Genomic DNA, 22,323 nt, shown 5'->3' with positions numbered 1-22,323 from the left:
ACAGCGCGCGCCCGCCCGATTGTCCGGATCGGACAGACCGTTCCCGCGCCGGTGCGGTGATCCTCCTCACAGGGAACCGGCGACGGAGCCGGTGGCGAAGCGAGGAGAGGATCGATGGGGATCGACGGTGGGCCGCGGACGGCGGTGGTGGTCGGCGCCGGTGTGGTGGGGCTGTCGACCGCGTGGTTCCTGCAGGAGCACGGGGTGGAGGTCACCGTGGTGGACCGCGACGGGGTCGCCGCGGGCGCCTCGTGGGGGAACGCCGGCTGGCTCTCGCCGGGGCTGGCCATCCCGCTGAACGAACCCGGCGTCCTCCGGTACGGCCTGCGCTCCCTGCTCGACCCGCGCGCCCCGCTGCACGTCCCCGTCACCCTGGACCCCGCCCTGTGGTCCTTCCTGACCAGGTTCGCCGCGAACTGCACCTGGGGTTCGTGGGGCAGGGCCGTCCGGGCCAACCTGCCGTTCAACGAGGAGTGCCTGGAGGCGTTCGACGTGCTCGCCGCGGGCGGGATCACCGCGCCCACGGTCGACGCCCCGATCACGGCCGCGTTCGAGACCGAGCGGCAGGCCGTGGCGCTCCTGCACGAGCTGCGCCGGATCGACCGGGCCGGGCTGCCGATCGAGTACACCGCGCTCGACGGCGACCGGCTCCGGGCGCAGGCGCCGCAGATCTCCCAGCGCGTGCGGGCCGGGATCCGGCTGGACCGGCAGCGCTACGTCGACCCCGGGGCCTTCACCCGGGCACTGGCCGACGCGGTCGCCGCGCGCGGCGCCGAGATCCGCTCCGGCTTCCGGGTGACGGGGGTGCACGCCGCCTCCGGCGGTCTCGCCGTCCGCTCCGCCGCCGGCGACCAGGTCCGCGGCGACGCCGTCGTGGTGGCCACCGGCGCCTGGCTGAACGAGCTCGCCCGCGACTGGGGGGTGCGCGTGCCGGTGCGGGCCGGGCGGGGCTACTCCTTCACCGTGCCGACCGAGCGGCCCGTCCCGGGGCCGGTCTACCTGCCCGCCGTCCGGGTGGCCTGCACGCCGTACCAGGGCGGGCTGCGGGTGGCGGGGACGATGGAGTTCCGCGGCCCCGACGACCCGCTGGACCACAAGCGCGTCGACGCGATCGTCGCCTCCGCCCGGCCGCTGCTGACCGGTGTCGTCTGGGAGGAGATGACCGACGTGTGGGTCGGCCCGCGCCCCGTCACCCCCGACGGCATGCCCCTCGTCGGGGCCACGCGCAGGCCCGGGGTGTTCGTCGCCGGCGGGCACGGCATGTGGGGCCTCACCCACGGCCCGGTCACCGGGCGCGCCCTCGCCGAGCGGATCGTCAACGGCAAGGGGTCCGAGATCCTGCGCTCCTTCGACCCCCTCCGCTGAGGGCGCGCACCCGTGGCCGGGACGGTCCCGGCCGCGGGCGCGTTCCCGCGCGCCCGGCCGCGGAGCCGTGATCCGCGCGCCCGCGGTCCCGCCTGCCCGGGACCGCGGGCGCGCGGCCGTGCGCGGGGACGGCATCCGGGGGCGGCACCGCGACACGTCAGGGTCGGTACAGGGGTGGGATCCTTACCATCGGAATCATTCCGTTATAGGATCTTCTCCGATCCTGTGGTTTCCCCTTCCCCTCGCAGGGGGAACACCCGGCCCCCTCGATCGTCCTGGAGAGCTGTACGCGATGCGCTTCCTGGATTTTCTCGGCCGTGACATGGCAGTGGATCTCGGCACGGCCAACACCCTGGTCTACGTCCGCGATCGCGGCATCGTGCTCGACGAGCCCTCGGTCGTCGCGGTGAACACCCGCACCGAGAAGATCGTCGCGGTGGGCAGCGAGGCCAAGCAGATGATCGGCCGCACCCCCGGGCACATCGTCGCGATCCGCCCGCTCGCCGACGGCGTCATCACCGACCTCGAGGTGGCCGAGCGGATGCTCCGCTACTTCATCCAGAAGGTCCACCACCGCCGCTACCTCACCCAGCCGCGCATCGTGGTGGCCATCCCCAGCGGCACCACCGGGGTCGAGCAGCGCGCCGTCAAGGAGGCCGGCTACCAGGCCGGAGCGCGCAAGGTCTACATCATCGAGGAGCCGATGGCCGCGGCCATCGGCGCCGGGCTGCCGGTGAACGAGGCGACCGGCAACATGGTCGTCGACATCGGCGGCGGCACCACCGAGGTCGCCATGATCTCGCTCGGCGGCATCGTGACGGCCCGCTCCCTGCGGATCGGAGGCGACGAGCTCGACGAGGCGATCATCGCCTACGTCAAGAAGGAGCACTCCCTGCTGCTGGGCGAGCGCACCGCCGAGGAGATAAAGATCGCGATCGCCTCGGCCTGGCCGTACGAGGAGGACCGCAAGGCCGAGATCCGGGGCCGCGATCTGGTCAGCGGCCTGCCGAAGACCGTGATGGTCTCGTCGGCGGAGATCCGCGAGGCGATCGAGGAGCCCGTGCACGCGATCGTCGACGCCGTCCAGACGACGCTGGACCAGTGCCCGCCGGAGCTCGCCGGCGACCTGGTGCAGAACGGCATCGCGCTGACCGGCGGCGGCGCGCTGCTGCGCGGGCTGGACCGGCGCCTGGCCGAGGCCACCGGCATGCCCATCCACGTGGTGGACAACCCGCTCCACTCGGTGGTGCTCGGCTCGGGCCGCTGCGTCGAGGAGTTCGACCGGCTCCAGGGCGTCCTGGTCCCCGAGCCCCGCCACTGACCCGCCGGACGCCGCGCACCCCCCGCCCCCGCACCCCCGGCACGGAGGAGGAAGGACATGCGACTCGCGCACCGCCCCCGGCTCGTACTCGGCCTGCTGGTCATCGCCTCCGCCGTACTGATCACGATCGACGTCCGCTCCGGCGCGGCCGCGCTGCGCGGCGCCGCGGCCACCGCCGCGGGGCCGGCCGACGAGCTGCTCGCCGCCGCGGGCCGCCCCCTGTCGGCGCTGGCCGGCGGCGACGCCCGCGAGCGCGTCCGGGAGCTGGAGGAGCAGAACACCCGGCTCGCGGCCGAGCTGTGGGCCGAGCGGGCCGCGCGCCGCCGCGCGGCCGGGCGGGACGCGATCCGGGCCGCCGCCCCGCACCGGGGCCTCGTCACCGCCCGGGTGGTCGCGCTCGGCGGCCACCGCGGCTACGGCGCCAGCGCGACCCTCGACGCCGGCACCCGCGACGGCGTACGGCCCGACATGCCGGTGGTCACCGCCGACGGCCTGGTGGGCCGGGTGATCGAGGCCGGTCCGGGCGTCTGCACGGTCCTGCTCGCCGTCGACGCCGCCTCCAGCGTCGGCGCCCGGGTGGCCGGCTCCGGGGAGATCGGCGTGGTGACGGGCACGGGCGCGGCGGGCGACGGCCTGCTCCGCCTCCGCCTGCTCGACGCCGACGCCCCGCTCCGGGCCGGTCAGCGGGTGGAGACGTTCGGGTCGAGCGGGACGCGGCCGTACCCGCCCGGCGTCCCGATCGGCACGGTCGTGAAGGTCGACCCGGCGACGGACCCGCTCACCCGCACCGCGCTGGTCCGCCCCGCCGTCCGCTTCACCGCGCTCGACGTGGTCGGCGTGGTGACGGCCACCGCGTCCGGGGAGGCGGGCCGTGCGGACTAGGCTCGCCGTCGCCGCGCTGCTGGCCCCGCTGCTCCAGGTGACGCTGGTCGAGCGGCTCCCGCTGCCCGGCGGGGTCGTCCCGGACCTGCCGCTCCTGGTGGCCGTGGTCGCCGGCCGGGCCTGCGGCCCGCTCGCGGGCGTGCTCACCGGCTTCGCCACCGGCCTGACCGCCGGCCTGATCCCGCCCGCGGTCCCCCCGCTGGGGCGCGACGCGCTCGTGCTCTGCCTGACCGGCTACGCCTGCGGCCTGCTGCGCCGGCTGCCCCCGCCCGCCGCACTCACCCTGGGCGTGCTGGGCGGCTCGCTCGCCCATGCCGGGCTGGGCGCGCTGCTCGGCGACCCGCGCGTCCCGGCGGCCGCGCTCGCGCGCGTGCTGCCGCTCGCCGTGCCGTACGGCCTGCTCGCGAGCCCGCTCGTCTGGTTCCCGATCACCCGGCGCCGCCGGGACCCCGACCACCTACCGGTTCCGAGAACGACCGATGCGAAGCCTTTCACGCCGTCCTTCACCCTTCCGTCTCCTCCTCGTCCACGTCCTCGTGACCTCGCTCTTCCTCGTCCTGGCCTGCCGCCTGTGGCAGGTGCAGATCCTGGACGGCGACCGGTACGCCGGAGCCGCCGCCGCCGAGCACGTGCGCCGCATCACCCTGCCGGCCGTACGGGGGCGGATCGTCGATGACCGGGGCCGGCCGCTGGTGCGCAACCGCACCGCGATGACGGTCACGGTGGACCGCGCCGCGCTGGGGAGGCTGCCCGACGACGGCCGCGCCGTGCTGGAGCGGCTCGCGCGGGTGCTCGGCCGGCCGCGGGCGGAGCTCTCCGGGCGGCTGCGGATCTGCGGCCCGGAGACGGGCAGGCCCTGCTGGGCGGGCTCGCCGTACGAGCCGATCCCGGTCGCGGAGGGCGTCGCCGAGCGGACCGCGCTGCAGATCGTCGAGCGCCCGGAGGACTTCCCCGGCGTGGCGGCCGTGCCGCAGCCGGTCCGCGAGTACCCGCAGGGCGGCCTGGCCGCGCACCTGCTGGGCTACCTCGCCCCGGACGACACCCCGGGCAGGGGTGCCGGGGGCACCTCCCTGGTCGGCAGGGACGGGCTGGAGGCGAGCTACGAGGCCGACCTGAGCGGCCGGGCCGGCAGCCGCGAGATCGTCGTCGACAGCACCGGGCAGGTGCTGCGGACCCTGCGCGAGCAGCGGCCGCAGGCCGGTGCGACCCTGGTCACCAGCATCGACGCGAAGGTGCAGGCGGTGGTGGAGAAGGCCCTGGAGCGCGCGGTCGAACGCGCCCGCGGGCGGGGCGCCCCGGCCGACTCCGCCGCCGCGGTGGTCCTCGACGTCCGCACCGGCCGCGTCGTCGCCATGGCCGGGCACCCCTCCTACGACCCGGACGTGTGGACCGGCGGCATCGCGCAGGACGACTACGAGCGGCTGACCGGCGCCGGGCACGGGAGCCCGCTGGTGCCGCGCGCGATCCAGGGGCAGTGGCCGCCCGCCTCCACCTGGAAGGTCGTCTCCACCGCCGCGGCGGTGGCGGACGGGCACGACTTCCACGGGCGCTACGACTGCTCGGGGTCGTACCGGATCGGCGACCGCTCCTTCCGGAACTTCGGCGGCGTCGCCCACGGCACGATGGACCTGCACCGCGCCCTCGTGGTCTCCTGCGACACGATCTTCTACCGCTTCGCCCACGAGATGTGGCGCGAGGACGAGCGCTCCGGCAGGCCCGCCGAGCCCGTGCAGCGCATGGCCCGTGCGTTCGGCTTCGGCGCGCCGACCGGCGTGGACCTGCCGGGCGAGGCCGCCGGGAGGGTGCCCGACCGGGCCTGGAAGCGCTCCTGGTGGGAGCGGACCCGGGAGCGCACCTGCGCCGACGCCCGGACCGGCTACCCGGAGACGGCCAGGACCGATCCCGCCCGGGCCGCCTACCTCAAGGCGATCGCCGCCGAGAACTGCACCCACGGCCACGTGTGGACGGCCGGCGACACCGCCAACCTCTCCATCGGCCAGGGCGACGTGCTGGTCACCCCGCTCCAGCTGGCCCGGGCGTACGCGGCCCTGGCCAACGGCGGCACCCTGTACAGCCCGCGCGTCGGCAAGGCGCTGGTGGACGCCGACGGGCGCGTCGTGCGCACGATCACCCCGCCGGCCACGGGCCGCCTGCCCGTCTCCGGGCGCACGCTCTCCGCCATCCGCGAGGCCCTGGCCGACGTGCCCCGCTCCGGTACGGCCGCCGCCGCCTTCGCCGGGTTCCCGTTCGACGAGCTGCCCGTGGCGGGCAAGACCGGCACGGCCGAGGCCTACGGGGAGAAGGACACCTCCTGGTTCGCCTCGTTCGCCCCGGCGGACGAGCCCCGGTTCGCGGTGGTCGTCGTGGTCTCCGAGGGCGGATCGGGAGGCGAGGCCGCGGCGCCCGCGGCCCGGGAGATCTGGTCGGGGATCTACGGACTGGAGGGCAGGCGCGCCGCGCTGCCCGGCGGGCGGCTCTCGGCGCGCCTGCCCGACCTCACCCGGGAGGCGAGGTGACCACCCTCTCCCCCGGCCGGCGCCCGCTCCGGCTGCGCGGCCCGGTCGGCGGGCGGCCGCCGTTCGGCCGTCCCGGCCGCCCGGCGTTCGGCCGCCGCCCCCGCCTCGACTGGGCGCTCTGCGCGGCCGCCGTCGCGCTCTGCCTGCTCGGCGCGGTGCTCGTGTGGTCGGCCACCCGGCCGCGGCTGGTCGCCGCCGGGGAGGATCCGCAGGCGTACCTGAAGCGGCAGATCGCCAACGTCGTCGTCGGGCTGGCGCTGATGACCGCGCTCGCGCTGTCCGGCCACGGCGCGCTGCGCGCCTGGACCGCCCCGCTGTACGCGCTGAGCTGCCTGGGCCTGGTGGCCGTGCTCACCCCGCTCGGCATGACCGTCAACGGGTCGCAGTCGTGGCTCGGCCTCGGCGGGCTCCGGGTGCAGCCGTCGGAGTTCGCCAAGCTCGCGCTGGTGCTCGGCCTGGCCGCCGTGCTCGGGGACCCTCCCGACGGGGGGCGCCGGCCGCGCGGCCCGCAGGTGCTGCTGGCGCTCGGCCTGGCGGCGGTCCCGCTCGGCCTGGTCATGCTCCAGCCGGATCTCGGCACCTTCACCATCCTCGCGGTGACGGCGGGGTGCATGCTCGTCGTGGCGGGGGTGCGGTGGCGGTGGATCGCCCTGCTGGCGCTCGCCGGGGCGGCGGCCGCGGCGGCGGCGTGGTGGCTGGAACTGCTCCGCCCCCACCAGGTGCAGCGGCTGCTCACCTTCACCGACCCGGCGGCCGACCCGCAGGGGGCGGGCTACAACGCCGCCCAGGCGCTGGTGACGGTCGGCTCCGGCGGCCTGTTCGGGCGCGGGCTGTTCCAGGGCGACCAGACCGGCGGGCGGTTCGTCCCCGAGCAGCACACCGACTTCGTCTTCACCGTGGCCGGCGAGGAGCTCGGCTTCGCGGGGACCATGCTGATCCTGCTGCTGCTCTGGATCGTGCTCCGGCGCGGCCTGCGCGTCGCGGGACGGGCGGCCTCGCCGTACGGGACGCTGGCCGCGGCCGGGATCGTGTGCTGGCTGGCGGTGCAGACGTTCGTCAACGTCGGCATGGTCGTCGGCCTGGCCCCGGTCGTCGGGGTCCCGCTCCCGTTCGTCTCCTACGGCGGCTCGTCGGTGGCGGTCTGCCTGGCCGCGGTGGGCGTGCTGGCCGCGATCCACCGCCAGGACGCCCACCGCCTGTGACAGCCCGCCCTACCGGGGCCCGCCGGGCGCGGCGGGCCCCGGTAGGGTGATCGATCCGACCGGAAAAGAGCGCATACCGGCGGAGGCCGGGGAGGAGGCGGGCGTGCAGCTGCGGGCCGCGCGACCGGACGAGGCGGAGGCGCTGAGCGCCCTGGCGCTCCGCTCCAAGGCCCACTGGGGCTACGACGAGGCGTTCCTGGCCGCCTGCCGGGACGAGCTCGCCCTGACGCCCGAGCAGGTCACGGCGGCGCGCACCACGGTGGCCGAGCGGGACGGCCGCGTCCTGGGCTTCGCCACCCTGGAGGGGGGACCCCCGCGGGGGGAGCTGGGCATGCTCTTCGTCGAGCCGGACGCCATCGGGACGGGTGTCGGCCGGCTGCTCTTCGAGCACGCCGTCGCCGCCGCGCGCGGGCTCGGCTTCACCGTGCTGGAGATCGAGTCCGATCCGCACGCCGAGCCGTTCTACCTGGCGATGGGCGCCGTCCGCACCGGTTCCGTCCCGTCCGGTTCCAGGGCGGGCCGGACGCTGCCGCTGCTGGAGGTCGCCGTCGCCTGACGGCCGCGACGCGGGCGGACGCCTCGCGGGAAGGCCCGGCCCGCCGCAGACCGCACAGCCGGACGCCTCGCGGGAAGGCCCGGCCCGCCGCGCGGACGGTGCGGGCGAGGTCTCCGGGACGGGCGCGGCCGGACGCCCCGCTCATCCCGGCCGCAGGGCGAGGGTGCCGTCCGGCTCCAGGTCCACCTCTGAGCCGAAGCCGCGGCAGACCCGGTCGAGGACGTCCCTGAGCCAGACCCGGTCCGCGTCCGAGGCGTGGCACAGCCGCATCCTGCGGGCCCGCATGGGCACCATCCGCAGCGCGGCCAGGGCCCCGGAGTCCGGCTCCAGCGCCACGAGGTACAGCAGCCGCAGGTCGTCGCGGTACTCCTCGTAGCCGGTGATGCCCTCGTAGTCGTCGATGAGGTCGCCGCAGCCGTACAGCACGAGCCTGCCCCGGTACACCTCGGCGGGCCGGGGGTGGTGGGAGGAGTGGCCGTGCACGACGTCGGCCCCCGCCTCGACGAGCCGGTGCGCGAAGCGGACCTGGTCGCGGGGGACGCCGTAGCCCCAGTTGGAGCCCCAGTGGACGGAGACGACCACGGTGTCGCCGTGCCGTTTGGCCCGCCGTACCCGCTCGGCCGCCTCGGCCGTGCCCGCGTCCGTGCCGGGCACGAAGTCCACGCCGGGCCGGCCGGGGGCCGCGGCCCAGCCCGGCGGGACGCCGCTGGAGGCCATGCCGAAGGAGAAGACCGAAAAACGCCTCCCGCCGGCGGTGACGTCCGCGGGCCGCCGCGCCTCCCGCTCGTCCCGGCCCGCCCCCGCCCGGCGCAGCCCCGCGCGGTCCAGCGCGTCGAGCGTCTCCTCCAGCCCCCGGCGGCCGAAGTCCAGCACGTGGTTGTTGGCCAGCGCGCAGACGTCCGGCCGGGCCGCCGCCAGGCAGGGGAGGTTGTCCGGGCTCATCCGGTAGCACACGGGTTTGCCCGGGGCGAACCCGCCGGCGCGCGTGACGCTCGTCTCCAGGTTCACCACCCGCAGGTCGGGTGCGGCCTCCTCCAGCACCGCCAGGGCGTCCCCCCAGGGCCAGGTGAAGTCGGCCGGGCGCGGCACCGGGCCGCTCGCCGCCTCCGCCAGCGCGACGTAGTCCCGGGCGTCCCGGATGTACGTCTCGCGCAGCGCGGGATCACCGGGGTGCGGGAGGATCTGGTCGACACCGCGGCCGAGCATGACGTCCCCGCAGAGGAACAGCGTCACCGGACCGGCCTGCATATCTCCATCAAATCCGACGCGCGCGGCGGCGGACCCACCGGGTGGGGCGGCCGCCCCGGCGTCCGGTGGGCCGCTCCCACGCCCGGTCCGACGCTCAGGAGGTCTCGAACACGATCCGGCCGATCCGGTCGACGGTGCCGAAGTCACCGGCCGAGGCACGGTTCTTCATCACGGCCACGCTGGTCCCGGTGGCGGTGTCCGCGAAGGCCGCGGTGCCGCCGCTGCCGACCATCCCGAAGAAGGTCCGCGCACCCAGTGCTCCGGTCAGGCCGATCGCGTAGCCCAGCCCCCACGTGGCGGGGGCGCCGGTCACCTCGTCCACCCCCGTCACCGCCGCGGAGGACAGCTCGTGCAGCCGGTCGGCGGAGACGAGCTTCCCGCTCAGCAGCGCGTCGTACATGCGGGCCGCAGCGCGGGCGGTCATCGTGCCGCCCGCCGGGATGTCGGAGCCCAGCACGTCGGCGCGGTTGCTGAAGGCCGCGTCCGGCATCGCCGCCGCGGGGGCGGCGGTGTAGCCGTCGACCACCCGGAAGAACGGGATGCCGGCCAGCATCTCGGCGGGCATCTCCATCGCCGGAGCGGCGTCCTCGATCCTGGCCAGCCGCCCGAGCTCGGTGGCGGGGACACCGAAGAACAGCTCGTCCGCCACGCCGAGCGGCCCGGCCACCTCCTCGCGGAGCACCTGCGAGACGGGCTTGCCGGTCACCCGGCGGACGACCTCACCCAGGATGTAGCCGTAGGTCTGCGCGTGGTAGCCGAACCGGGTGCCCGGCTCCCACCACGGCCTGGCCTCGGCGATCGCGGCGCACATCCGGTCCCAGTCGCACAGGTCCTCCGGTGTGGTGCCGACCGGCACGCCGGGTACGCCGGCCGCGTGCGTCAGCGCGTGCCGTACGGTCACCCGCTCCTTGCCGTGGGCGGCGAACTCCGGCCACACGTCCGCGATCCGCGTCTCGTAGCCGAGGGCTCCGCGCTCGGCCAGCACATGGACGACGGTCGCGGTCACCCCCTTCCCCGTCGAGGTGGCGTAGACCGGGGTGGCGGAGGTGAAGGGGCGGCCGCTCGCCGGGTCGGCGACGCCCGCCACCGCGTCGGCCAGGAGCTCACCGCGCCGGTAGACGGCGACCTGCACGCCGCGTTCGGCTCCGGACTCCACCAGCTCGTCGATGGCGGACTGCACCTGCTTCTGCAGATCGGTCATGCTGGTTCCTCTCCCCAGGCTTCGTAGGTCGCCCATAGGACGAGCGGGCCGCGGAAAAGGAATCGGTCTCCCGCCGGAAAGACGGACGGCCCGTCCCGGCAGGAGCCGGCGGGCCGGACCCCGTGCCCGGCTCCCCTCCCCGGCCGTGCGGACGGCGCCTCAGAGCGAGGAGGGCAGGCCGAACAGGGGGAACCGTTCCTCCCCGAACACGGTGATCTGGGAGATCAGCCCGTCCTCGACCCGCAGCACGCCCACCCACGAAGGCGAGAAACCGGTCTCGCCGGGCCTGCGGAGGTATGCGGCGACCGCGGGTTGCCGGTTCGCGCGGGTCGCCAGCACCCGCCACTCCCCCCATCCCGCCGGTCCTCCCGCGGCCGGGTCCCATCCCGCGACGAAGGCCCCGCGCCCGTGCAGCCAGATCGGCTCCGGCGGCATCGTCTGCACCACGTCGGCCCGCAGCACCTCCGCCAGGATGGACGGATCGGCCCGCTCCACGGCGTCGACGTAGCGCCGCAGGACGGCCCGCTCGGCCTCGGTGGGCTCGACCCCCGCACCCCACTCCAGCCGTCGCTCGGGCAGATGCCTGCGGAGGGCCGGCCTGGCCCGCTGCAGGGCGCTCTTCACCGCGGCGACGGTCAAGCCGAGCGCCTCGGCGGTCTCCTGCGCCGGCCAGCCGAGCACGTCGCGCAGGATCAGCACCGCCCGCTGCCGGGGCGGCAGGTGCTGGATCGCGACCAGGAAGGCCAGTTCGATCGTCTCCTGCTCGATCACCACGTCGGCGGTGTCCAGCAATGCGTCGGGGTACGGCTGGAGCCACGGGACCGCGTCCGCGACCGGCCGGTCGAGCCCGGAGTCGGCCAGGACCGGTGCCGGGCGCGGCCGCGGTCGGCGGGGGTGCGCCCGGAGGTGGTCCAGGCAGGCGTTGGTGGCGATCCGGTACAGCCAGGCCCGGAGGCCGTCCTCGCCGCGCAGCGCGTCGCGCCGTCGCCACGCCCGCAGGAACGTCTCCTGGACCAGGTCCTCTGCCTCGTCGAAGGAGCCGAGCATCCGGTAGCAGTGCACGTGCAGCTCGCGCCGGTGCTCCTCCAGGCGCTCGCCGAACCCGTCCACCGCCGTCACCGCCCCGTGCACCGGACGGTCCCCGTCACCGCGCCCGTCCCCGCACGCCCTCGGTCCGCCCGCAGGCCGGCGAGCCCGGAGCGTCGCGGCGCCCGGCCGCGGCTCGCCGCCGTTGTGAGGACAACGCTCATGGCCCGCAACCCGCTAGTGACGACCGATGGGGTGGGCGGCCTCGTGCGCCTCGACCAGCTGCTTGGGCGCGGTCAGGCACCACGCCTCGGTGACCAGCTCGAACAGCTCGTCGGCCTCGATCTTGTCCAGGTGCACCACGACCCAGCCGAACCGGCCGGCGGTGAACTGGACCTCGAAGACCTCCGGCCGCTCCGCCACCAGCGCGATCTGCTCCTGAATCGTCGACTTGAGGCCGACGGTCTCCGTCCGCTCCCACAGGTAGCCGAAGCCCTTGCCGCGGACCTTCAGCGAGATCCAGTCACCGCCGGGGCTCTGCTTCACCTCGGGCAGCCGGTCCAGCATCTTCAGGAACTCGTCAACAGTCACACCCATGGGCCCTGGCCTATCAGCAGGCTCCGACATTTTCCGCGCCGCCGTACCTCCGGCCGCCGGCGGGGCGCCGGAGGCGTCGCCGTACGGCGGCGCGGCAGCGGCTCGGCGGCGGCGCGGAGACCGGAGGCGGGCCCGGAACCGTTCAACCGCGGGGCCGGAGCACGGAGTACAGGACCTGGTCGTGCCAGCGGCCGCCGCGCCACTGCGCCTCGCGGACGACTCCCTCGCGCTCGAATCCCGCCTTCTCCAGCGCGCGCTGCTCGGCGAGGTTGGCGATGTCGGTGAAGGCCTGGACGCGGTGGGCCCTGGTGTGGTCGAACAGGTAGGCGACGAGCCGCCGCTGCGCCTCGGTCCCGATGCCGCGTCCCCGGAGACCGGGCCTGAGGCCGATGGCGATCGTCCAGCACCAGGAGGTGACCGGCCGTCCCCAGGAGCCCTTGAACCACTCGACGCGGCCGGCGACCTCCTCACCGGCGCAGACCGTCAGCGTGCCGCCCTCGTCCCCCAGCAGGCCCGTCTCGGCGAACGCGCGGCGCAGCCTGACCGGATCCTGGTGGCCGAACCACTGGTAGGGGCCGGTGCCCTCCGGTGTGGAGAACTCCTCCTCGAAGATCTGAAGATCGTCGTGCCGGACGGGACGCAGCACCACGCTCACCGTTCGGATCCCTCCTCGATCGGGGCCGGATGCAAGGATCATGAACCTTACCGGGGTGCGGTGACCCGGTGGAAACGGCTCCCCGTCCGGCGCCGGCCCGCCCGGGGTGCCGTGCCCCGGCCGGCGCCGGATCGTCCCGCCCGGCACGCCGAGGTCGAGGCGGCCGGGATCCGCTCGCCGCGCGTGAGGAGGATCCCCACGGCGACCGGATCCACGGGGTCAACCGGATTTCCCGGGGCGCGTGGACCGCCGTGGGCGATCAGGCGCTTCCGGGATCCCCGCCCCGGCCCCGCCGGAGCCACCGGACGAGTGAGCGTCTGCGGCGCGGCGGCTCGGCGGGGACGGCGGGCGTCTCCTCGGCGGGGTGGGCGGCCCGCCACTCGGCGACGACCCCCTCCACGTCGAAGGGCGGCTGGTAGAGCGGCGGGCCGGACAGGACCTTCCGGTGGCCCTCCTCGATCCTGCCGTTGACCTCCTCGATGATCCTGCGGGCCTCTGCCTCCGTGCGGGCCGCCACCGCCGCCGCCCGGGCCTCCTCGGCCTCCTTGCGCAGCGCGAGCGTGCCGGGCAGCGGGAACGACAGGTTCTCCGCCTCCAGCTTCTGCTTGATCCACCACATCTCGTCGTACGGCCTGCCCTCACCGGGCAGGGGCTTGCCCGCCCCCGGCAGGTCGTCGAACTCCCCGCGCTCGGCGGCCTCGCGGATCTGCCGGTCGACCCACGTCTCGAAGCCGACCCCGAGCGGCTTGCGCTCCGTCACGAACCCCACCCCCATGCCGAGACCGGCGGCTCCTTCGAGGATAACCAGCGGTCCGGCGGCGCCCGGCCCGCGCGCCGCCGTACCCTCCCCCGGCCCGCTCGGAGAGGTGAGGTGAGGCCGGTGGCAGAGGTGAGGCCGGCGGCACCGGGGGCAGGACGGCGGTGTGCGAGTAGTGGCCCTGTCCGACACCCACGCGCCGCGGCGCTGGAAGTCCTGTCCGCCCCGCGTCGCGGAGCACCTGCGCGGCGCCGACCTGATCCTGCACGCCGGGGACGTCTGCACCGCGGGCGTGCTCGACGAGCTGGCCGCCTACGCGCCCGTCCACGTGGTCAAGGGCAACAACGACGGACCGGACGTGGTCGCGCCCGAGACGCTCGAACTCGACCTGGACGGGCTCCGCGTGGCGATGGTCCACGACAGCGGCCCGGCGCGGGGACGGCTGTCCCGGCTGCGCCACCGGTTCCCCCGGGCCGACCTGGTCGTCTTCGGGCACTCGCACATCCCCCTCGACGAGAGCGGGGACGGCCTGCGCATCTTCAACCCCGGCTCCCCCACCGACCGCCGCCGCCAGCCCCACGGCACCCTGGGTCTGCTCCGGATCGCGGGCGGCGTGCTGGAGGAGGCGAGGATCGTGCCGGTCACCTGACCCCGCCCGGCGGCCCGCCGGGGCGGGGCACGGTCCCGGTCGGCGCGGGTACGGCCGGGCCCGGCCGCGGGGGTTGCGCTCCGCGGCCGGGCCCGGGGTCGAGCGGTCAGAGGGTGAGTGCGGCGGAGAGGGCGGGCAGGTAGCCCCGGGCGTGGCCGGTGGCGGTCGGGTGGACGGTGGCGCCGCTGATCCAGGGGGCGGAGGTGCAGATCTCGTGGCCCGCGAACGCCGCCCGGGCGTCCGCGAAGGTGAACCCGGCGGCCGCGGCGCGGGCGGCGATGACCTCGTTCAGCCGGTCGGCGCCGCCGTTGATGATCGACCGCTTGGTCGCGCTCGGCCCGCCGAGGCAGATCCCGCCGTCCTTGTAGAGGCGGGGGTAGCCGAGCACCACGACCTTCGCCTGCGGGGCGCGCGCCCTGATCTCGGCGTAGAGGGCGTCGAGCTCGCCCGGGAGCACGTTCTGGGCGTACTCGAGTCCCTTGTTCACCGCGTTCCGGCACGCGGTCGTGGTGGAGAGCAGGCAGTTCAGCATCGTGTCGGCGAAGCCGACGTCGTTGCCGCCGATCGTGATGCTGACCAGGGTGGTGGAGCCGTCGAGAGCCGACAGCTGGTTGTTGCGCACGTCCGGGATCTTGGCGCCGCCGCAGGCGACGAACCTGAAGGCCGCCGGTGAGTTGGCCGCCGCCCACCTCTGCGGGTAGGCGTTGGCGCTGCGCGTGCACAGCACGTTGGTGTAGTTCCCGGCTCCGGTGCCGGAGGAGTAGGAGTCGCCCAGGGCGACGTACGTCTCGGCCGCCGCATGCGAGGCGGAGGTACCGAACAGCGACGCAGCGCCGAACGCGAGGGCGGCCAGGGCCGTGGAGACGGCACGGTGAAGACGCATGGGGTTCTCCAACCGCTGGGGGGTATTACTCACTAGTTTTACGCCGGAGTAACGTAAGAGTAAAAGGTGTGCGCCCTGTGAACGTGCACAGTAATCCGCCCACGAGGTTGTACCGACGCACAATCCCGGCGGGGCGGCCGCATACGCCGCGTGCGCGGAGCGGCGTCTCAGGTCAGGTGCGGGGAGCGGCGGCGAGCAGCCGTTCGCAGGCGTCCAGCAGGCGCCGCCGGAGCGGCCGCGCCCGCTCGGCGAACGCCCGCTGCTCTGCGGCGTACTCGGCCCGCCCCTCGGGCGTCTCGATCCGGATCGGCCGGTAGCCGAGCGCGCCCAGGTCGTACGGGCTCGCCCGCATGTCCACGGCGCGGATGTCGCGGGCCAGCGCGAAGCAGTCGGCGACGAGCTCACCGCTCACCAGCGGCGACAGCTTGTACGCCCACTTGTACAGGTCCATGTTGGCGTGCAGGCAGCCGGGCTGCTCCAGTTCGGGCTGCCGCTCCCGCGCCGGCTGCAGCACGTTGAGCGGGCGCGCCTCGGGGGTGAAGAAGCGGAAGGCGTCGAAGTGGCTGCACCGCACCCCCCGCGTCTCCACGACCCGGGCGATCTCCTCGCCGCCGAGCCGGAGCGGCCAGGCGCCGTGCCGCACCCGCGCGGCCTTGTAGACCATCGCCCACTCGTGCAGGCCGAAGCAGCCCAGATACGCCGGGCGCGACGCGGTGGCGGCCAGCAGCCGCGCGATCCACTCCACGGACGCCCCGCGCCGCTCCAGCAGCGCCGCGGTGTCGAGCGTCGCCCCCTCAGGGGTGTCGAGGTAGTCGCGGCCGAAGCCGGTCGCCCCCTTCAGCACCACCCCGGCGCCCGGGTGCCACCGGCGCAGTTGCGCCGGCCGGTGCCCGTAGTAGGTGAACAGGAAGTCCTCGACGGGATGGGTCTCGCCCCGCTCCCTGCGCGCCAGGTGCGGCGCCGTCCACGCCTCCACCCGCCGCCGGTGGGCCTCCGCCCGGGCCCGCCACTCCTCCGGCTGCAAAACCTCCACCGTCGAATGGTATTCGCGCACCGGCAGTGCCCTCCCCCGCACGTCCCGGCCTGCCCCGCTCCCGCCGGGCCCGCCGTGCGCCGGAAGGGTCTCCGGGTCACGCCAGGTGGAACCAGTGAATGCGCCTGCACTCGGTGCACACGAAGCACGTGGCGTCGCGGTTGGCCCAGTCGAGGCCCATGAAAGTCATTCCCGTGGTCTGGAGCTTCCACCGGTGGTATTCGAAGGTCTCGTTGCGGCAGGTGTCGCACTGCAGAGCGAGACCGTTGGGAAGTGTCACCGGCTGGGGCTCGTTCATGAAGAGATGATAACCACCGGTCAGCGGCCGTCCAGCCCTTCGACCGGAGGCCGGCGCTTCATCTGAGGCGGGCGGAGAACCGCCCGCGCCGCGCTCGGCGGGCACGTCTCCCGGACATCCCCCGCTCATTTGTTTTCGGTCTTCTTCTATTCCGATTTTCCGTTTCAACCATTCACGGAATAGACGAGGAGGAGTAATCCACGTGACGGATAAACGCTCCCTCGCGAGGAGGACGACCCGGCGATCACGCAGCGGCCACCATGAGATCGCCGTCGCCTGCCGCGGTTCTTCCCCCGCCGCAGGCGCCGCGTGGACGAGGTCGGCGCACCGCCGGCCCGATGACCGGCGTGCACCGTCACCCCATGCGTTCCCGACATCCGGGACGCCACCCGAAAGGAAGCCGAAGAACGTGAAAACGCGCAAGAAGGCCCTGCTCGCCACGGCGGCGACGGCGGCTTTCGCCCCCCTGGCCCTGGTGCCGGCGACCGCCGCCACCGCCGCGGCGTCCACTGCCGCGAGCTACACGGTCCAGGTCCAGCTCCAGACCGTCAACACCGTGAAGGAATCGTCCGGCGTCCGCTTCACCTGCCCCGCCGGTCAGGTGATGACCGGCCGCGCGCACTCCGGGGACGAGAACGGCTACACGAAGTACTCCTGCAGCCGGATCCTCATCAACGGCGAGCAGGTGACGGTGGAGCCCCGGAACTGGAGTCCCGAGGAGAGGGAGAACAACTCGTTCTTCGAAGCCCCGCAGAACCAGGTCATCATCGGCAGGTTCCACGAGGGGGACGAGAACGGCTACACGAGCTATCGCGCGGCCGCGCTGTGGTGGCAGGGCAGGCAACTGCGGATCGTCCCGGGGCCGTGGGGCTCGAACCTGCGTGAGAGCAACCATTCCGTGTCGGCGAGCCCCTACCACGTCATGATCGGCCGGAGGCACTCCGGAGACGAGAACGGCTACACGAGCTACCGGTTCGGCTCGGTCGTCGTCGACGGCTGAGACCCCGCACCCCCTCACCCGTCGCCGCCCCGCGCGGAGGCTCCCGCCACCGGAGTCTCCGCCCGGGGCGGTCACCGGAAAGTCGTGACGCGGCCGGGTGTGGCAGTCCCGCCGCTCGCGCCGCCGGAATTCGAATTCGAAAGCGATTCCCGCTGAATCGCCGCCCATAGGGGCATGCGGTTCTCCACGAAGGGCAGGAAAGATGAGAGTTCGTCGCACGATCGCGACGGCGTTGACGGCCGGTGGGCTCGCCTTCGGCGCCGCGGCCCTCTCCGCCACGGCCGCATCCGCGCAGACCACCCCGTCATGGCACCTCGCCGGTTACCACCAGTACAACGAGCAGTGCTTCAGAACCGGTTTCAGAGCCATCACGAGCGGCGGGATCGTCCAGGATTTCAAATGCGAGCTCGTCGGATCCCGGTTCGCCCTCTACCTCTTCTATTAGAATCCGCCGGATCTTCTGTCAGCCCGCCGGATTCCGGCGGGGACCGGCGGAAGGTCCGCCTCGGCCGGTCAGGCGTCCGGCCCGCCACCCGGCGGGCCGGATCCCCGGGCCGGGGCGCGCCGTTCTCGCACCAGCAACCGACCGTCAGGATATCCTGACGGTCGTGACGTTCACCTGTCCTGACATCCCCGACCACGAGGGCTTCGCCGCTCCGGTGCTCCCCACCGGCGAGCCGGCGCCGTCCGCCAGCGCCTTCACCAAGACCTTCGTCGGCTACCAGGCCGCCTGCTCCTGCGGCTGGACCGACCAGCGCCGCTTCCCCGCCACGCCGGAGGGGACCAAGGAGGCGGAGTACCGGTGGTGGAGCCGGCACGCCGCCCCGCTGCTCGCCGCCGCGCCGCCCGCCGAACTGGTGACCAGGTCGAACCTCCTGTGCGAGCGGATCGTCACGCTCGCCGCCGAACGCCCTCTCGCCGCCCTCACCCTGCTGTCCCAGATGGAGGGCTGGCAGCGCACCCTGCTCGAGCACGCCGTCGCCGGGGCGCGGGAGGCGGGCGCCTCCTGGGCGCAGGTGGGGGCCGCGATGGGCATCTCGAAGCAGAGCGCCCACGAGCGGTTCAGCGCGCACGTGAGCGCGTGATCCGCCGCCGGTCCCCATCGCACGGGCGTCCGGCGGGCGGACAGGATCGGCCGGGAGGGCGCGCCCCTATGGAGAACCGTCGCCACGGGTCCGGTCCTGGGGACGGGACCGGGAAGAGCCGTCGGAGCGCCCCTCCACCGGCCGTCTCCCGGACCGCGGCAGGCGGGCGATCAGACCGACCGGCAGGGAGACGAGCACCGAGACGATCGAGGCGACCGGGAACACGGCGAACCAGCCCACCGCCCACAGGACACCGGCGAAGCCCTCCCCCGCGTCCAGACCGTCCGGGCAGTGGCGCTGCGCCCGGGCCACCAGGACGAGATCGAGGAACATCCTGAGCACCGCCCAGATCAGCGCGGCGGCCACCAGCACCCCGCAGCCCTTGGCCCAGAAGACATCACTCGCTGCGGGTTCGTCCCTCTCCGTCACGGCACGATCGAAACAGACCTCCGTGATGGCCGGGCGCAGAGAACGTGAGGATCCGGTGCAGATCCCCTCCGGGGACGCGGCGCGCGGCGGAGACCGCCTGAGAGGCACCCCGGAGGCATGGGCCGCTCCGGGGCCCCTCGCCGATCGGCGGGGCGCGCCGAGGAACCCCGCGATGAGCGCGTTGACCCGGTCGGGGGACTGGCGGTTGGACCAGTGCCCGTCGTCCTCGAGGATCTCGAGCCGGGCATCCGGAACCAGCGCGGCGGCGGCCCTGGTATGCCGGAGCTTGACGCCGATGTCCCTGTCACCCTGGAGCGTTTTTCATCCTGAGCGGCGGTTCTCTTCGATGAGCTGCAGGACGACGATGGCCTGGACGATCGCGGTGGCGCGGCGTGGGCCGGGGCAGTACCTTCCAGGCCCTCGGAGTCGCAGTGGCACGTTCCCCGATCGCCCGGGTACGGGCGCGGGAGCGGTTGACGGGCCTTTGGTTGCGCGACAGGCGCGGACGGTGCCGGTGGCGCTTGGAACGGCGTGCGGATCGTGCCACACGCGCCCTGGTACCCCCGGTCGGCGAAGACCGGGACGCCGGCGCCGGTCGATCGGAAGGAGCGCGCCGTCACCGACGGCGTAGGCCAGGCGGGATGCCTCCCGTACGGCGGTGTGCACGTCATCGGCCAGGCCGCCCCGATCTGGGCCATCAGGTGTCGGCGTACGGGTTCCGGCGCAGAGTCGGGTACACCGAATACGCAGAGGCCGGAGGCGGAAGCGTTGGGCGGCCAGCCTGTCGGCCCGCGTTTGCCATTCACGACGCGTAATCATGGATATGGGCTGACGCCCGGATCGTGGCAGATCCGACTGCCGGTTCATCGGTTGTCCGTGTGCGACCGAAGGTCGTGCAGCGATCGGTCGAGTGGCGCGGGAAGATGCGTCAAAGTGGCGCCCCGCCGATGCTCAACTCATTGCCGTCCAAGTCGCGGAACTCGGCCTTGCGTACCCCGTTGGGATAGGTCTCCCGCCTGGCTGGCTCGATCCCGCGTTCCGCGGCGGCGGCGACGAAGGTGTCGAGGTCGTCCACGAAAATGGTGACCAGGGCGTGACCTGCGTGTTCGGGTCGGTGCTCGACGAAGATCGACCGATGCTCGGCCAGTTCCCACACGGCTTCGGTGTCACCGGCCACGTAGGCCGGTGCGGTGCCGAGCAGCCTCTCATACCAGGCGAGGGCTGCGGGATAGTCGCTGACTGGGATTCCGGCGTAGAGATCGATCGGCATCCGAACAGAGTAACGGCGGCACCTGTGGGCGAGCACACTCTCGTCGTCTGAATCCGGAAGCCAACAGGGCAGACCGGCGTGGCGGCGTGGGCCTGGAGGGACGGCGCCGCCGCGCCTCTACCCGCATCGCCCTCCTCCGCTCCGGGTGCCTTCCGGCCGGCCAGGTCATCCGACGGCAACCCGATCCGGAGCGCAAGCCCGTCAGCGTTGAGCACCGGAAGCGGGGCGGCAGCCTTCTTTCACGGCCGTAGCCGCACCGCCGCCTCGATCCGGCCGCCGATTCCGATGATCGCAAGCACGATGGCCATGGGCGCGAAACTCTCGTTCCCGTTCAGCGCGGAAAGGAATTCCACGACTCCGGCCAGGAAGATCAAGGCGCTACTGACGCCACGAACCGCGTAAACGTTATTGCGAGGCTTGCGAGACGGAGCGATGGCTCCCAGAGCCTGGATAGCCGATTCCGTACCTCTGGATTCACGAATGTGCTCGAAGGACGCAGTGGAAGGTTCACTCATAAGATCACAATGCCACGATGGTGGTCGCGGACAGGACTCTCGCTCCCATTTGAGCAGTGACACGGATCTCGGAGCGGCGGGTCCATCCGGCGGACCGGGCCGTGCGCGCGGATGAGGCTCTGGCGGGAGAGGCCGGGGCGCTTGCAGTGCTGGTGGAAGCGCGTGGGGTCGTCGGCGTCGGGAGCACGTCGGCGTTGGTAGCGAAGGCCAGTTGTCACTGAGCGATGCGGCCGACACGCGACTGATCGGAAAGCAAAGGCCCTTGACCTGTTCTCCCGGGTCAGGGGCCTTCTGGTGGGCGCTACCGGGTTCGAACCAGTGACACCTCGCTTGTAAGGCGAGTGCTCTACCACTGAGCTAAGCGCCCCGACGTCCCGTCCGCGGACGGGATGCGTGCAGACGGGATACAACCTTACGGCACCGCGGAGGTCTTCGGCACATCGAGCGCCCAGGACGCCCTCGCGTCCGGCACTCCGGCCGCCCGCCAGCCGAGCAGCGCCGCGCCGAGCATGCCCGCCGAGACCCCGAGGGCGGCCTTGCGCAGCGGTGGGGCGCTGCGGAAGGTCAGCCGCTCACCGAGGCGGGCGGCCAGCGGGTCGGAGAGCAGGGGCCCGGCCTCGGCCAGACCGCCGCCCAGCACGATCGCGGAGGGGTCCAGCAGGAGCGTGTAGGTCGCCAGGGCCAGCGACAGGGCCTCGACCGCGTCGTCCCACACCTTGACCGCCACCGGGTCGCCGGCCGCGGTCAGCGCGGCGACCCGCTCCGCGGTGGCGGGGGACGCCGCACGGGCCGAGTAGCGGCGGGCGACGGCCGCGGCGGAGGCGTAGGTCTCCAGGCAGCCGGTCTGGCCGCAGGCGCACCGCTCGCCCTCCGGGAAGACCGGGATGTGCCCGATCTCCCCGGCCCAGCCGGACGTGCCGCCGTACGGCCCGCCCTTGATGATCATCGCGCCCGCGATGCCGGTGCCGATCGGCAGGAACAGGAAGTCGGTCAGCTCCCGGCCGGCTCCGAGCACGCTCTCGGCCAGGCCGCCGGTGCGCACGTCGTGACCGAGCAGGACGGGGACGTCCAGCGGGACGAGGCCGGTCGCGGGGACGTCGCGCCAGCCGAGGTTGGCGGCGTAGAGCGCGGTGGCCGTCGCGTCGTCCACCAGTCCCGGTACGGCGATGCCGACCGCCGCGGGCGCCCGCCCGAGCAGCGAGGAGCCCCGCGCGGCCAGGTCGCCGACGAAGGAGCGGATGGCGGCGACCACGTTCTCCGGGCCGCCCTCGGCTCCGGTCGGGCGGCGGTCGGTCGCGACCACTTCGCCGGAACGGGTGACGACGCCGCCCTTCATCGAGGTGCCGCCGACGTCGACGGCCACCACGTACCCGCTGTCCTCGCTGTACTGGCTCATCCCGGCCTTTCCCGTCACCGGCGCCCCTTCCACGCGTCGGGGCGCACGCCGGATCACCCTAACCCAGGGTGATCCGGGTCAGGCGGGGGAGAAGCGCCCGAGCACGCGGTCCAGCGCCGCCGCGACCTCGTCGGCCAGGCCGTCGGGCCGCTCCGGGGCCGCCGGGGGCCGTTCGGCGAGCCGTACCGCGCCGCAGGAACGGCACTCCACCTCGCCGAGGCGGCAGATGAGCGCGATGGAGCCGCACGAGGCGCAGGTGTCGAGGTCGAGGTCGTGCACACGCTGGCAGTCCGGGCAGATCAGCACCTGGGTCTGCCGGCGCACCCCGCGCTTCCACGGGCTGGCGCCGCGGACCGGGTCGGTCTGCCGGGCCCCGCACGAGAAGCAGGGCATGATCGCCTCCGAGTGGTCGAGATCGGCGGGTGCGGACCGCCCCGCC

The 22,323-nt window shown here is 74.1% G+C and carries 25 protein-coding genes, 1 tRNA gene and 1 pseudogene; 11 read left to right on the top strand and 16 right to left on the bottom strand.

The features are described from left to right. The first annotated feature begins 114 nt into the window (after nt 1-114). From ABD823_RS15700 to ABD823_RS15670, 7 genes are all read left to right on the top strand, one after another. A complete protein-coding gene (locus ABD823_RS15700; RefSeq protein ID WP_344860153.1) occupies nt 115-1,365 on the top strand; it encodes an NAD(P)/FAD-dependent oxidoreductase in 1,251 nt (416 codons plus the stop codon). Between the two features lie 292 nt (nt 1,366-1,657). After that, a complete protein-coding gene (gene mreB / locus ABD823_RS15695) occupies nt 1,658-2,686 on the top strand; it encodes a rod shape-determining protein (RefSeq protein WP_425566617.1) in 1,029 nt (342 codons plus the stop codon). Between the two features lie 57 nt (nt 2,687-2,743). Beyond that, nucleotides 2,744-3,568: a rod shape-determining protein MreC gene (gene mreC / locus ABD823_RS15690; protein ID WP_344860152.1), complete on the top strand. Its 825-nt coding sequence runs from the start codon at nt 2,744-2,746 to the stop codon at nt 3,566-3,568. Further along, the gene (locus tag ABD823_RS15685) at nt 3,558-4,244 is read left to right on the top strand and encodes a rod shape-determining protein MreD (protein ID WP_344860150.1); all 687 of its coding nucleotides are present in this window, start codon (nt 3,558-3,560) and stop codon (nt 4,242-4,244) included. The genes mreC and ABD823_RS15685 overlap by 11 nt, the downstream gene beginning before the upstream one ends. Beyond that, on the top strand, nt 4,126-6,084 hold the full coding sequence (mrdA, locus tag ABD823_RS15680; protein ID WP_344860239.1) for a penicillin-binding protein 2: 1,959 nt from the start codon (nt 4,126-4,128) through the stop codon (nt 6,082-6,084). Before ABD823_RS15685 ends, mrdA begins: the two co-directional genes overlap by 119 nt. Beyond that, nucleotides 6,081-7,286, top strand: a complete 1,206-nt coding sequence (gene rodA, locus ABD823_RS15675) for a rod shape-determining protein RodA (protein ID WP_344860148.1) — start codon at nt 6,081-6,083, stop codon at nt 7,284-7,286. Before mrdA ends, rodA begins: the two co-directional genes overlap by 4 nt. 103 nt (nt 7,287-7,389) lie before the next feature. Next, nucleotides 7,390-7,842 (top strand): GNAT family N-acetyltransferase, encoded by a 453-nt coding sequence (locus tag ABD823_RS15670; protein ID WP_344860146.1) that lies wholly within the window; start codon nt 7,390-7,392, stop codon nt 7,840-7,842. A 141-nt stretch (nt 7,843-7,983) separates the two neighbouring features. Here the strand turns inward: ABD823_RS15670 and ABD823_RS15665 are convergent, their stop codons facing one another. From ABD823_RS15665 to ABD823_RS15640, 6 genes are all read right to left on the bottom strand, one after another. Continuing rightward, nucleotides 7,984-9,090 carry a CapA family protein gene (locus tag ABD823_RS15665; protein ID WP_344860144.1) on the bottom strand — a complete coding sequence of 369 codons (1,107 nt, stop codon included), beginning with the start codon at nt 9,088-9,090 and terminating at the stop codon, nt 7,984-7,986. Between the two features lie 94 nt (nt 9,091-9,184). Beyond that, nucleotides 9,185-10,291 (bottom strand): serine hydrolase domain-containing protein, encoded by a 1,107-nt coding sequence (locus ABD823_RS15660; protein WP_344860143.1) that lies wholly within the window; start codon nt 10,289-10,291, stop codon nt 9,185-9,187. A 159-nt stretch (nt 10,292-10,450) separates the two neighbouring features. Further along, complete coding sequence (locus ABD823_RS15655) at nt 10,451-11,422, bottom strand: RNA polymerase subunit sigma-70 (protein WP_344860141.1); 972 nt, start codon at nt 11,420-11,422, stop codon at nt 10,451-10,453. Nucleotides 11,423-11,554: 132 nt separating this feature from the next. Continuing rightward, complete coding sequence (locus tag ABD823_RS15650; RefSeq protein ID WP_344860139.1) at nt 11,555-11,914, bottom strand: MmcQ/YjbR family DNA-binding protein; 360 nt, start codon at nt 11,912-11,914, stop codon at nt 11,555-11,557. Nucleotides 11,915-12,056: 142 nt separating this feature from the next. After that, nucleotides 12,057-12,569: a GNAT family N-acetyltransferase gene (locus tag ABD823_RS15645; RefSeq protein ID WP_344860137.1), complete on the bottom strand. Its 513-nt coding sequence runs from the start codon at nt 12,567-12,569 to the stop codon at nt 12,057-12,059. A 259-nt stretch (nt 12,570-12,828) separates the two neighbouring features. Beyond that, nucleotides 12,829-13,344, bottom strand: coding sequence for a DnaJ family domain-containing protein (locus ABD823_RS15640; protein WP_344860135.1), 516 nt, complete (start codon nt 13,342-13,344; stop codon nt 12,829-12,831). 148 nt (nt 13,345-13,492) lie between these two features. On the opposite strand from ABD823_RS15640, the gene ABD823_RS15635 reads away from it, so the two are divergent. Further along, nucleotides 13,493-13,975 carry a metallophosphoesterase family protein gene (locus ABD823_RS15635; RefSeq protein ID WP_344860132.1) on the top strand — a complete coding sequence of 161 codons (483 nt, stop codon included), beginning with the start codon at nt 13,493-13,495 and terminating at the stop codon, nt 13,973-13,975. Between the two features lie 106 nt (nt 13,976-14,081). Here ABD823_RS15635 and ABD823_RS15630 read toward each other — a convergent pair whose 3' ends face one another. From ABD823_RS15630 to ABD823_RS15620, 3 genes are all read right to left on the bottom strand, one after another. Then, a complete protein-coding gene (locus ABD823_RS15630; protein WP_344860130.1) occupies nt 14,082-14,858 on the bottom strand; it encodes an SGNH/GDSL hydrolase family protein in 777 nt (258 codons plus the stop codon). Nucleotides 14,859-15,030: 172 nt separating this feature from the next. Next, a complete protein-coding gene (locus ABD823_RS15625; RefSeq protein WP_344860128.1) occupies nt 15,031-15,891 on the bottom strand; it encodes a 3-methyladenine DNA glycosylase in 861 nt (286 codons plus the stop codon). 97 nt (nt 15,892-15,988) lie between these two features. Continuing rightward, complete coding sequence (locus ABD823_RS15620; protein WP_344860126.1) at nt 15,989-16,189, bottom strand: hypothetical protein; 201 nt, start codon at nt 16,187-16,189, stop codon at nt 15,989-15,991. Between the two features lie 409 nt (nt 16,190-16,598). Between ABD823_RS15620 and ABD823_RS15615 the strand changes: the two genes are divergently transcribed. From ABD823_RS15615 to ABD823_RS15605, 3 genes are all read left to right on the top strand, one after another. Continuing rightward, complete coding sequence (locus ABD823_RS15615; RefSeq protein ID WP_344860124.1) at nt 16,599-17,189, top strand: hypothetical protein; 591 nt, start codon at nt 16,599-16,601, stop codon at nt 17,187-17,189. A gap of 202 nt (nt 17,190-17,391) precedes the next feature. Beyond that, nucleotides 17,392-17,634, top strand: coding sequence for a hypothetical protein (locus tag ABD823_RS15610; RefSeq protein ID WP_344860122.1), 243 nt, complete (start codon nt 17,392-17,394; stop codon nt 17,632-17,634). Between the two features lie 163 nt (nt 17,635-17,797). Continuing rightward, nucleotides 17,798-18,274, top strand: coding sequence for a hypothetical protein (locus ABD823_RS15605; RefSeq protein WP_344860120.1), 477 nt, complete (start codon nt 17,798-17,800; stop codon nt 18,272-18,274). A 66-nt stretch (nt 18,275-18,340) separates the two neighbouring features. On the opposite strand, the gene ABD823_RS15600 is transcribed toward ABD823_RS15605, so the two are convergent. The 7 genes and pseudogenes from ABD823_RS15600 to ABD823_RS15570 form a co-directional block, all read right to left on the bottom strand. Then, entirely contained in the window at nt 18,341-18,703 is a 363-nt protein-coding gene (locus tag ABD823_RS15600; protein ID WP_344860118.1) for a hypothetical protein, read from the bottom strand. A 321-nt stretch (nt 18,704-19,024) separates the two neighbouring features. Further along, nucleotides 19,025-19,381 (bottom strand): annotated as a pseudogene (locus ABD823_RS15595) (transposase family protein); the annotation flags it as partial. 250 nt (nt 19,382-19,631) lie between these two features. Further along, nucleotides 19,632-19,973: a VOC family protein gene (locus ABD823_RS15590; RefSeq protein ID WP_344860116.1), complete on the bottom strand. Its 342-nt coding sequence runs from the start codon at nt 19,971-19,973 to the stop codon at nt 19,632-19,634. A gap of 239 nt (nt 19,974-20,212) precedes the next feature. Continuing rightward, nucleotides 20,213-20,488: a hypothetical protein gene (locus ABD823_RS15585; protein WP_344860114.1), complete on the bottom strand. Its 276-nt coding sequence runs from the start codon at nt 20,486-20,488 to the stop codon at nt 20,213-20,215. 292 nt (nt 20,489-20,780) lie between these two features. Next, nucleotides 20,781-20,855 (bottom strand) — tRNA-Val (locus ABD823_RS15580). A gap of 45 nt (nt 20,856-20,900) precedes the next feature. Then, nucleotides 20,901-21,884: an ROK family protein gene (locus ABD823_RS15575; RefSeq protein WP_344860112.1), complete on the bottom strand. Its 984-nt coding sequence runs from the start codon at nt 21,882-21,884 to the stop codon at nt 20,901-20,903. A gap of 78 nt (nt 21,885-21,962) precedes the next feature. Next, nucleotides 21,963-22,277: a hypothetical protein gene (locus ABD823_RS15570; protein ID WP_344860110.1), complete on the bottom strand. Its 315-nt coding sequence runs from the start codon at nt 22,275-22,277 to the stop codon at nt 21,963-21,965. Nucleotides 22,278-22,323: the final 46 nt, after the last annotated feature.

The organism is Planomonospora alba, from assembly GCF_039534085.1.
Lineage (GTDB): Bacteria > Actinomycetota > Actinomycetes > Streptosporangiales > Streptosporangiaceae > Planomonospora_B > Planomonospora_B alba.
The sequence above is the reverse complement of the archived record's forward strand: the minus strand, read 5'-3'. Positions and strand labels throughout refer to the sequence as shown.

What these genes read in the sequence shown, in the direction of transcription:
- ABD823_RS15620 (WP_344860126.1), bottom strand. Translation starts at nt 16,189, where the DNA reads ATGAACGAGCCCCAGCCGGTGACACTTCCCAACGGTCTCGCTCTGCAG.
- ABD823_RS15630 (WP_344860130.1), bottom strand. Translation starts at nt 14,858, where the DNA reads ATGCGTCTTCACCGTGCCGTCTCCACGGCCCTGGCCGCCCTCGCGTTC.
- ABD823_RS15660 (WP_344860143.1), bottom strand. Translation starts at nt 10,291, where the DNA reads ATGACCGATCTGCAGAAGCAGGTGCAGTCCGCCATCGACGAGCTGGTG.
- ABD823_RS15640 (WP_344860135.1), bottom strand. Translation starts at nt 13,344, where the DNA reads ATGGGGGTGGGGTTCGTGACGGAGCGCAAGCCGCTCGGGGTCGGCTTC.
- ABD823_RS15650 (WP_344860139.1), bottom strand. Translation starts at nt 11,914, where the DNA reads ATGGGTGTGACTGTTGACGAGTTCCTGAAGATGCTGGACCGGCTGCCC.
- ABD823_RS15585 (WP_344860114.1), bottom strand. Translation starts at nt 20,488, where the DNA reads ATGAGTGAACCTTCCACTGCGTCCTTCGAGCACATTCGTGAATCCAGA.
- mreC (WP_344860152.1), top strand. Translation starts at nt 2,744, where the DNA reads ATGCGACTCGCGCACCGCCCCCGGCTCGTACTCGGCCTGCTGGTCATC.
- ABD823_RS15590 (WP_344860116.1), bottom strand. Translation starts at nt 19,973, where the DNA reads ATGCCGATCGATCTCTACGCCGGAATCCCAGTCAGCGACTATCCCGCA.
- ABD823_RS15665 (WP_344860144.1), bottom strand. Translation starts at nt 9,090, where the DNA reads ATGCAGGCCGGTCCGGTGACGCTGTTCCTCTGCGGGGACGTCATGCTC.
- ABD823_RS15575 (WP_344860112.1), bottom strand. Translation starts at nt 21,884, where the DNA reads ATGAGCCAGTACAGCGAGGACAGCGGGTACGTGGTGGCCGTCGACGTC.
- ABD823_RS15570 (WP_344860110.1), bottom strand. Translation starts at nt 22,277, where the DNA reads ATGCCCTGCTTCTCGTGCGGGGCCCGGCAGACCGACCCGGTCCGCGGC.
- mreB (WP_425566617.1), top strand. Translation starts at nt 1,658, where the DNA reads ATGCGCTTCCTGGATTTTCTCGGCCGTGACATGGCAGTGGATCTCGGC.
- ABD823_RS15610 (WP_344860122.1), top strand. Translation starts at nt 17,392, where the DNA reads ATGAGAGTTCGTCGCACGATCGCGACGGCGTTGACGGCCGGTGGGCTC.
- ABD823_RS15700 (WP_344860153.1), top strand. Translation starts at nt 115, where the DNA reads ATGGGGATCGACGGTGGGCCGCGGACGGCGGTGGTGGTCGGCGCCGGT.